Origin of the sequence: Hymenobacter defluvii (assembly GCF_017589435.1) — a bacterium.
GTDB classification, from domain to species: Bacteria; Bacteroidota; Bacteroidia; order Cytophagales; family Hymenobacteraceae; genus Hymenobacter; species Hymenobacter profundi.
Genome location: NZ_JAGETX010000037.1, coordinates 1 through 9,506, shown reverse-complemented (window position 1 = coordinate 9,506; position 9,506 = coordinate 1). Strand labels below are relative to the sequence as shown.

Annotated in this window: 11 protein-coding genes; 8 read left to right on the top strand and 3 right to left on the bottom strand. The window is 52.0% G+C overall.

Features of this window, described 5'->3' with window-relative positions:
• The first annotated feature begins 106 nt into the window (after positions 1–106).
• The 7 genes from J4D97_RS22295 (at position 107) to nadD (ending at position 5,425) form a co-directional block, all read left to right on the top strand.
• Positions 107–886: a glycosyltransferase family 2 protein gene (locus tag J4D97_RS22295; protein WP_208309522.1), complete on the top strand. Its 780-nt coding sequence runs from the start codon at positions 107–109 to the stop codon at positions 884–886.
• Entirely contained in the window at positions 867–1,913 is a 1,047-nt protein-coding gene (locus J4D97_RS22290) for a glycosyltransferase family 9 protein (protein ID WP_208309521.1), read from the top strand. Before J4D97_RS22295 ends, J4D97_RS22290 begins: the two co-directional genes overlap by 20 nt.
• Before the next feature lie 26 nt (positions 1,914–1,939).
• The gene (locus J4D97_RS22285; protein ID WP_208309520.1) at positions 1,940–3,211 is read left to right on the top strand and encodes an O-antigen ligase family protein; all 1,272 of its coding nucleotides are present in this window, start codon (positions 1,940–1,942) and stop codon (positions 3,209–3,211) included.
• Between the two features lie 84 nt (positions 3,212–3,295).
• Complete coding sequence (locus tag J4D97_RS22280; RefSeq protein WP_208309519.1) at positions 3,296–3,943, top strand: sigma-70 family RNA polymerase sigma factor; 648 nt, start codon at positions 3,296–3,298, stop codon at positions 3,941–3,943.
• A 16-nt stretch (positions 3,944–3,959) separates the two neighbouring features.
• Positions 3,960–4,244, top strand: coding sequence for a hypothetical protein (locus tag J4D97_RS22275; protein ID WP_208309518.1), 285 nt, complete (start codon positions 3,960–3,962; stop codon positions 4,242–4,244).
• Between the two features lie 9 nt (positions 4,245–4,253).
• A complete protein-coding gene (gmk, locus tag J4D97_RS22270; protein ID WP_208309517.1) occupies positions 4,254–4,838 on the top strand; it encodes a guanylate kinase in 585 nt (194 codons plus the stop codon).
• Positions 4,835–5,425, top strand: a complete 591-nt coding sequence (nadD, locus tag J4D97_RS22265; RefSeq protein WP_208309516.1) for a nicotinate (nicotinamide) nucleotide adenylyltransferase — start codon at positions 4,835–4,837, stop codon at positions 5,423–5,425. Before gmk ends, nadD begins: the two co-directional genes overlap by 4 nt.
• Before the next feature lie 85 nt (positions 5,426–5,510).
• Here nadD and frr read toward each other — a convergent pair whose 3' ends face one another.
• From frr to J4D97_RS22250, 3 genes are all read right to left on the bottom strand, one after another.
• Positions 5,511–6,074: a ribosome recycling factor gene (gene frr, locus J4D97_RS22260; RefSeq protein WP_185281379.1), complete on the bottom strand. Its 564-nt coding sequence runs from the start codon at positions 6,072–6,074 to the stop codon at positions 5,511–5,513.
• A 100-nt stretch (positions 6,075–6,174) separates the two neighbouring features.
• Positions 6,175–6,936, bottom strand: coding sequence for a UMP kinase (pyrH, locus tag J4D97_RS22255; protein WP_185281378.1), 762 nt, complete (start codon positions 6,934–6,936; stop codon positions 6,175–6,177).
• Between the two features lie 62 nt (positions 6,937–6,998).
• Positions 6,999–7,502, bottom strand: coding sequence for a biotin/lipoyl-containing protein (locus J4D97_RS22250; RefSeq protein WP_185281377.1), 504 nt, complete (start codon positions 7,500–7,502; stop codon positions 6,999–7,001).
• A 133-nt stretch (positions 7,503–7,635) separates the two neighbouring features.
• On the opposite strand from J4D97_RS22250, the gene J4D97_RS22245 reads away from it, so the two are divergent.
• Positions 7,636–9,506: M1 family metallopeptidase (locus J4D97_RS22245; RefSeq protein ID WP_243900469.1), on the top strand; the 1,871-nt coding region annotated here is incomplete at its 3' end.

The window sequence follows — 9,506 nt, the reverse complement described above, 5'->3', positions numbered from 1 at the left end:
GCTCGCCCCATCAATTCGAACGCGACTTTCAAATCAGCCTATCTTAGCGCACTGTCCGTTTTTACTGGACCATCCCAAAGAAGTAATCCGGATATTTGCTGTGCTTATGTCCATTATGCTCTCGGTTGTCATCATTACCTTCAACGAGGAAGCCAACATTGCCCGCTGCCTAGAAGCCGTACAAGGCGTGGCCGATGAGGTAGTGGTGGTCGATTCTTACTCCACCGACCGCACGGTAGCCATCTGCGAGGAGTACGGAGCCCGGGTTATACAACACGCGTTTGCCGGCTACGTGGAGCAGAAAAACTACGCTACCGGCCAGGCCCAGTATGACCATGTGCTGCAACTGGATGCCGACGAGGTATTGACCGACGAGCTGCGCCAGAGCATTCTACAAGTGAAAGCCAGTTGGCCGCCCGTGGCAGGCTTCACCCTCAAGCGCCTCACCAACTACTGCGGCACCTGGGTGCGCCACGGCGGCTGGTACCCCGACCGCAAGCTACGTCTCTACGACCGGCGCCTGGGTAGCTGGCAGGGTTTGTTGCTGCACGAGCAGTTCATCGAGAAACCGTTTCAGTCGGTAGGGGACCTGGCGGGCGACCTGCTGCACTACTCGTACGACTCGGTAGAGCAGCACGTGGCGCAGTTGAACCGTTTCACCAGCATAGCAGCCGAGGAACTGGCCCTACGTGGCAAAACCCGCGTTACGCCCTTTCAGTTGGTGCTGAAGCCTATCTGGAAATTTGTGCACGGCTATGTACTGCGGTTGGGTTTTCTGGATGGCTTTGCCGGCTTGAGCATCGCCATTATCTCGGCCTGGGGTGTATTTTTAAAATTTGCCAAGCTGCGTACCCGTGCCTCTACCCATGAAAACCTTCCTCATTAGCCGCACCGATGCCATTGGCGATGTAGTGCTCACGCTACCCGTAGCAGGTTGGCTGAAGCAGACGTTTCCAGAGTGCCGAGTGGTACTGCTGGGGCGTACCTACACGCAAGCCGTAGCCGATGCCTGCCCTTGGGTGGATGCGTTCCTCAACTTCGACGAGCTATTGACGCTTTCAGTGGCCGAACAAGTACAGCAACTCCGGCAGGTGCAGGCCGATCTGGTAGTACACGTTTTCCCAAATAAGACAATAGCCCGATTGGCCCGGCTAGCTAACATTCCTGTGCGGATAGGCACCCGCAACCGTTGGTTTCATTGGTTAACATGTACGAAGCTGGTGGCTCTGAGCCGCCGTAACTCGGTATTACACGAGGCACAGCTCAATCTGCACCTGCTAACCCCCCTGGGCTACCTTCCCGATTTGCCGTTGAGCAGGGTAGGGGAGTGGGTACGCTTGCAACCGCAGGTAGTGCTGCCCGAGCCCATACAAAAATCGTTACGCGAACGTCGGCCGGGTCAGCTCAACGTTATCCTACACCCGCGCAGCCGTGGAAGCGCCCGCGAATGGGGATTGCCTCACTTCGGTGAGCTGGCTCGACTGCTCCACGCAGCGGGGCATCGCGTATGGGTAACGGGCACCGCCGCCGAAGGTGCGGAGCTGGCTGATTGGCTACAAGAACATCAATCCTACCTAGCCGCCGACCTCACAGGCCAGCTTAGCTTGCCGCAGCTTATTGCCTTCATCGCCGCCGCTGATGGACTGGTGGCGGGTAGTACGGGCCCGCTGCACCTAGCCGCCGCCCTAGGCCGCCATGCGTTGGGTCTCTACCCACCCATCCGGCCCATGCACCCCAGCCGCTGGGCTCCCTTGGGCCCCCACGCCGGCTATATGGTCTTCAACCGCCCCGATTGCTCGGACTGCCGCAGCCAGCCTGCTGCCTGCACCTGCATCAAAGCCTTACTACCTATGCAGGCACTAGAGCGGGTAGCAGATTGGCAGCCATTGCCAATAGCTGATAAAGTTTTGTAAGCATTTGCTGCGTTATTTGCGGTCCTATGCGCGTATTGGCAATGCAGCGGTTGAAATACCTCTATCAGCAAGGACTCCTTTCTCAATATGTATTACTGTTGGCATGTTTTGCTGGCGTAGTTGGTTTGCTGACATCCCGTGCACTGGTTGCTATCAGCCCGATAGTGGGCGTTGTGGCAGTTCTAATGAACCCCAACCTGCGGGCAGCCGTGCCGGGCTGGCTACGCAACCAAAGCGCTTGGTGGCTAGCCTTGCTATATGCGTTGTTGCTATTCAGCGGGCTATACACGAGTGCCTGGACCGTTTGGCGCCACGAGTTGTATCGCAAACTGCCTTTCTTAGCCATTCCGCTGGCTTTTGCGCTAGCTGTACCCCTTCGCTCGCGGCAACGCTATTGGGTAGGGGTAGCATTTACAATAGGCGTCACAGCCATTGGGCTGGCTACAGCCGGACGTTACTGGCTTTCTCCTAGCAGCAGTAACGAGGAACTGCGCGAAGCCACTAACCTGCAATCTGTAACAGGTATTTTTCACATCCATTTTGGAGTGATGCTAGCAATGGCGAGTGTTTTCGGCTTTTTGCTGGGGCAAAATGCTCGCACCTTGGGGAGCCGTTGGCTACTGTGGATAAGTGGTTTTTTAAGTGCCTTGGTTCTGCACGCTTTGGTGTACCGTACTGGTCTACTAGCCTTCTACGTCATGCTATCTTTCAACACCCTGCGTTTACTGATGAGTCGCCGCTGGTGGAAGATAGGATTGCTATTGCTCGTAACATTAGTGGCTGCGCCACTAGTGGCTTATCATACTGTGCCGTCTGTATCACGTCAAATAGTGAGCAGCCAGTATGATATTGAGCAGTTTGATTGGGGACAAGACATAAACAACTACTCTTTAGCGAAACGCTTGGCTGCTTGGCACACAGCTATAACGATAGCGCAGGCAAATCCGTGGCTAGGGGTAGGCGCTGCCGATGCCACCGACGAAATGATGGCGCAATACAGTTGGCGCTCTTTCGGTTTGCTTCCTCTCAACCGTGTTATGGTGCATAATCAATATTTACACTTCTTATTGGTTGGGGGATTGGTGGGCTTGGCGCTATGGCTACTGGTACTATTGGGGCCATTAGCACAACCTGCCCTACGTCGTAATCCGTACGTGTATAACTTCCTGCTAATTCAAGGTGCAGCCATGTTGGTCGATTCTTTGCTGGAAATTCAGATCAGCTTCAATCTCTTCGTGTTCTGCTATGGTTTCTTATTGGTGGCTATAGAGCGCCAGAGTGCAGATTTAACAAAATAATGACCTACACGGGAAGGTTATTCCATCCGTTTGTTTTCTGTCTGCGTACTTTTTTTGCATTTTAAGCCGTAATTTTTCAGTCTAATGAGCGATTCTCCCGAACGGGTACCCAAATTGAGCAAAGAAGAGAAAGACCGCCGGTTTCAGGCTGAACTGATGCCGGTAATCGACTCTTTGTACAATTTTGCCTACCGCCTTACGCTTGACGAAGACGATGCCAACGACCTCGTCCAGGAGACCTATTTGAAGGCCTACCGCTTCTTCGAGTACTTCGAGCAGGGAACCAACGCCAAAGCGTGGCTGTTCCGCATCCTGAAAAACTCGTTCATCAACGACTTCCGAAAAAAGAGTAAGCAGCCCGCCAAGGTCGACTACAACGAAATTGAGAGCTATTACAATTCGGAAGACGTAGAGGCCGAGGGCGACGCGGGTAGCACCTCGTCGGACATGCGGCAACAAGCCGTGCGTGACCTCATCGGCGATGAGGTAGCCCGCGCGCTCAACTCGTTGCCCGTGGATTTTCGCACCGTCATTATCCTTTGCGACCTAGAAGGGTTCACGTATGAGGAGATGGCGAAAGTACTGGACATTCCTATCGGAACGGTTCGGTCGCGTTTGCACCGCGCCCGAAATTTTTTGAAGGAAAAACTTGAAAAATACGCCAAAACAATGGGCTATGGCAACTCCAACGATGCGGCAGATGAAGACATTGAAGACAACCCCTCTGAATAACCTTTTTGGCACTGTTATGAAACCAACTGCTACGCCCTCAGCCTCCCAAGCCACCGTTACAGATGGCCCCGATTGTGAACGTGTAAACACGATTCTCGACCAAATTATTGTGGGCAACGACCCTAGCTTGGAAGATGAGGAGTACTTCATCAGCCACGCCGAAGATTGCTCGCCCTGCTTCGATAGCATCGATAAGCAACACATCTTCATCGATTTTCTGACGCAGCATGTAGGCCGCAAAGGTGCTCCTTCTTCGCTACCAGAAGCTATTATGAACCGTTTGCAAGTGAAAATGGCCTAATTTTGCCCGATGCAGGGTAAAATTATTGTCTTTTCAGCGCCTTCCGGAGCCGGTAAAACCACGATTGTTCACCGGCTCATGGATAGGATTCCGGAGCTAAGCTTCTCTATTTCAGCGTGCACCCGTGACCGACGCGGTCGAACCGAAGCCAACGGCAAGGACTACCACTTCATTTCCGTGACGGAGTTTCAGGAGAAAATCCGTCATGATGAATTTGTGGAGTGGGAAGAGGTGTACGAAGGTGCGTTTTATGGCACTCTGAAATCTGAAATTGAGCGAATCTGGTCTACCGGCCGCCACGCCATTTTGGATGTGGATGTAAAGGGTGGTCTCAGCATCAAGGAGTTCTATAAGGATCGGGCACTAGCCATTTTTGTGAAACCACCTTCCGTGGAGGCTTTAGAAGCTCGTTTGCGAGGTCGCGCTACCGATTCAGCTGCCAGCATTTCCAGCCGTTTGTATAAGGCTGAATTTGAGTTGACGTTCGAAGACCGGTTCGATGTAACCGTTGTCAACGACAACTTGGATGAGGCTACGGACGAAGCTGAACGACTGGTGCGCAATTTCATCGCTACCACCCCTAACGTGCTGTGAGTGCCGTTGATCCGAAGGTAGGCTTGTTGTTTGGTTCTTTCAACCCTATCCACACCGGGCACCTTATTCTGGCGCATTTCATGGCCACACACACCGACCTCGATGCGGTGTGGCTGATTGTGTCGCCTCAGAGCCCATTTAAGGTAGGGCAGGAGTTGCTGCCAGAACGTGCTCGGTACGAACTGGTAGAAGCAGCCATTGCAGGCAACGACCAGCTAAAAGTTTCAGACGTAGAATTTTCTATGTCTAAGCCGAACTATACCATCGATACGTTGGAGGAGTTGCATCAGCACTATCCCCATCATCGGTTTGTGTTGCTGATGGGGGAAGACAACCTACCCGGCCTACCCCGCTGGAAAGCTGCTGACCGTATCATGGCCGAATATGAAATCTACGTGTATCCACGGCCGGGTATTGAGGCTACCTCAATAGCTAGCCCGGCAAATGTGCGCATCGTAGATGCACCGCTACTGGATATATCGGCCACTTTCGTGCGCGATTGTGTACGTGCGGGTAAATCTATTCGCTACTTAGTGCCTGCCGGAGTGGAGAAGCGCATTCAAGAGCAGCGCTATTGGCAAGAATAAAGTAGCGAAAAATCAAAAAAGTTTTTAATAAAAAAGCCCCCGCACTATTCGGTGCGGGGGCTTTTTTATTGACGTAAAAGCGTCCTCAGATAGTCATAATTTCTGCTTCCTTCTTGCTAACGAGTTCATCTACTCGCACAATGTAAGAATCAGTAGCCTTTTGCACTTTGGCTTCGGCATCTTTAACAGCATCCTCAGAAGCACCTTCTTTCAGCAGTTTGCGCAACGAGTCGTTTACATCTTTGCGAATACCCCGGATGCGCACTTTGCCGCTTTCCGATTCGGTTTTCACTTGCTTCACTAAGTCGCGACGACGCTCTTGCGTCATGGGCGGAATATTGAGCCGTACGCCTTCCGCATCGGATTGTGGATTGAGGCCCAGGTCGCTATTCTTAATAGCTTTGGCTACCTCGCTAATCATGTTTTTCTCCCAGGGCTTGATGAAAAGCGTGCGGGCATCCGGCGTCGAAATGTTGGCCACCTGCGCCATGGGAGTAGGCGTGCCATAATAGTCTACCCGTAGCGAATCGAGCATGGCTGGGCTGGCTTTACCCGCCCGAATGCGGCTTAGTTCCACGCCAGTGTGTTCTAGGGCTTTACCCATCGATTCTTCGGCTTCGCTTAGGTAAAACTGAATTTCTTCGTCCATTGGTTAAGAGGGTTAGGTTAAGAAGTTAAAACAGGCGGCTTGTTGCGTAAGAAAGCTGCAAGGATGGGTTGCCGTCCGTTTTCAACGGAAATGTATGGAGTTACAGAATGGGCTGCAATTCACTATCACCCGGATTCTGTACGGTACTAGGGCCTTTCATGGTTACCAGCGTACCTATTGTATCACCTTCAATGAGGCGTTGTAGGTTGCCGGTTTTGTTCATGTCGAACACGATAATGGGCAGGTTGTTCTCCTTGCAGAGCGTGAAGGCTGTCATATCCATTACATTAAGGTTTTTGGCCATCACTTCATCGAAGGTGATTTCTGGGTAGCGCACTGCTGTAGGGTCTTTCTCCGGATCGGCCGTATAAATGCCATCTACACGGGTGCCTTTCAAGACTACATCGGCTTCTATCTCAATCGCACGCAACGAGGCCGCCGAGTCCGTGGTGAAGTAGGGCGAACCAATGCCCGCGCCGAAAATCACAACCCGACCTTTTTCCAAGTGCCGCAACGCCCGCCGCCGCAGGTAGGGCTCACACACTTGCTGGATGGTAAGGCCAGAGAGTAGACGCGTACTTACATCCAGTTTCTCCAGCGCGCTTTGCAGGGCCATTGAATTGATAACGGTGGCCAACATCCCCATATAGTCGCCTTGCACCCGGTCGAGCCCGAAAGCAGCAGCCTGCACTCCCCGAAAAATGTTGCCTCCACCAATCACCACGGCTACCTGTGTGCCCGTGGCCGCTACGGCTTTTATCTCTTCGGCATACTGCATGAGGCGCACGGCGTCAATACCGTATTGTTGCTCCCCCATCAGGGCCTCGCCACTCAGTTTCAGCAGGATTCGGTTGTACTTCAAAACGAGGAAATATTAAGATTAAAAAACGAGTGGCCGATAGAAGAAATCCATCGGCCACTGCATTAAGAAAATTGAATCAATACTTGTCCCTTCGTGACGTTATCGCGCAGCTTCACCTTAATGGCTGCTATGGTGCCATCGCCGGGAGCTTTCAGAATGTTTTCCATCTTCATAGCTTCCAGCACCAGCAGCGGGTCGCCTTTCTGGACAGATTGTCCCGGAGTTACACGCACGTCTACAATCAGGCCCGGCATGGGTGCCTTCAGCTCATTTATTTTTTGACTGGCAGCAGCGCTCATTCCCAGCTTATCCAATAGCAGATCGAAGCGGTCTTTTGCCTGTATCTCTACTATTTGGCCATTGAGTTGCAAGCGAATTGTCTTGGTAGCATAGTCTGCCTCCAACACTTCCGCAACAAAAGAACTACCCCGATACAAAATGTGGTATCGTTGTTGGCCGAGTGCTACAATGTCCCATGCAAAAGGCTCACCGTTCAGCAGAATGTTGTCGTTGGCACGGAAATCAACTTCCCAATTTTGGGCCGGACCGGTCTGTACCTGTAGCATAAAAGAAGGAAGAAATAGGACGAGCTAAAGGGGCTTAAAGATAGGTCAAATTTGAAATAAATTCAGAAATTGAGGGTTCATTCCCTCGTTGATTAGTTACATGAAGTACCGAGTTCTTGGCTTGCTTAGCGTAATGCTGCTTCATAGTGGTCTTACTTTAGCCCAGACGGGCAAAGCCGGAAAACCAGATACCGATAAGAACGGCACGCGCCATAAAACACCGGCCGCCAACGAGGTTCCGGTAGCCGCGCCGAAGCAGGATATTGTTATCATTCCTTCGTGGCTCCCGCCAGACAATCCGGTGCAACCAGCGGCCACAGTTGTTACCAATGTGCTGGACACTAAGCTAGATGTGCGTTTCGACTGGGCAAAGCAGTGGCTGCTGGGCACAGCAACGCTTACGTTACGGCCGCACTTCTACCCCCAAAGCCAGGTAGTGCTTGATGCAAAGGGCTTCGAAGTCAAATCGGTGCGGCTATTGGTAAACGGTAAGGAAAAAAACCTCACCTACGCCTATGACAAGCAAAAGCTGACGATAACATTGGATCGTAGTTACCCCCGCACGGAGGCCTACCAAGTACGGGTCAGCTACGTTGCCAAGCCCAACGAATTACCAGCAAGCGGCAGCGCAGCTATTACCAGCAACAAGGGGCTGTACTTCATCAACCCGCTCGGTACGGATAAGACCAAGCCTCGACAAATCTGGACCCAGGGTGAAACGGAGGCGAATTCAGCCTGGTTTCCTACCATCGACAAGCCCAATCAACGCATGACCCAGGAGATTGCGCTGACGGTGGAGGATAAGTTTCGTACCATATCCAATGGTTTGCTGATTTCATCTCGCAAAAACGCAGATGGCACCCGCACAGACGTTTGGAAGCAAGTCCTACCCGCTGCTCCCTACCTTACTATGTTGGCTGTGGGTGAATTTGCTGTTGTTAGTGATACGTGGCGAGGCAAAGCCGTTGAGTACTTCGTTGACCCACCCTACAGCACCACGGCGAAAGCAGTATTCGGCCATACGCCTGAGATGCTGGAGTTTTTTTCAACCAAGCTGGGGGTAGAGTTTCCTTGGGAGAAATATGCGCAGGTAGCAGTACATGATTTCGTATCGGGGGCGATGGAAAACACGACTGCTTCCACATTTCAGGATAAGCTTACTCAGTTTACACCGCGCGAACTACTAGATATTACTTACGAGCCAGAGTCTGTGGTAGCACATGAGTTGTTCCACCAGTGGTTTGGCGATTACGTGACCAGTGAGTCTTGGTCCAACCTGCCACTCAATGAGGCTTTCGCTGACTATTCTGAGTTCCTGTGGGCCGAACACAAATATGGTTCGGCTGAAGCAGCTCTGGTACAACAAAAAGCGCTAACGGCCTACCTGGAAGAGTCCCAGACCAAACGCGAGCCTCTCATTCGCTACCATTATGCCGACCGGGAGGACATGTTTGACCGGCATTCCTACAGCAAAGGGGGGCGGGTGCTCCACATGCTACGGCAATACGTAGGCGACGAAGCATTCTTCGCCTCGCTCAACCGTTACTTAACCCGCAACAAGCTTTCGTCTGTAGAAATAGCGGAGCTTCGGCTTGCTTTTGAGGAAGTGACGGGCGAAGATTTGATGTGGTTCTTTGACCAATGGTTTCTAAAGCGGGGACACCCTGAGTTGCAGATTACGCATTCGTATACAGGAAATCAAGTAGCGTTGCGGGTGCGACAGGTACAGGATTCTACCTTCTCGCCCATCTACCAATTGCCAGTTACAGTTACCACGTGGGTTAATAATCAACCGGTCAATCATCGTATCACAGTCACTAAAGCGGATCAAACATTCGCTTTGCCAGTCAGTCAACGACCTGCTTTAGTAAAGTTTGATGCTACTGGACAATTGTTGGCTGAAATAGAGGAAGAGCGCTCTACGGAGGAGCTACTGTATCAATTCTACCATGCGCAAAACTTCCTACAGAAGTACGAAGCTATTACCCTTCTGCGCAGCAAGAC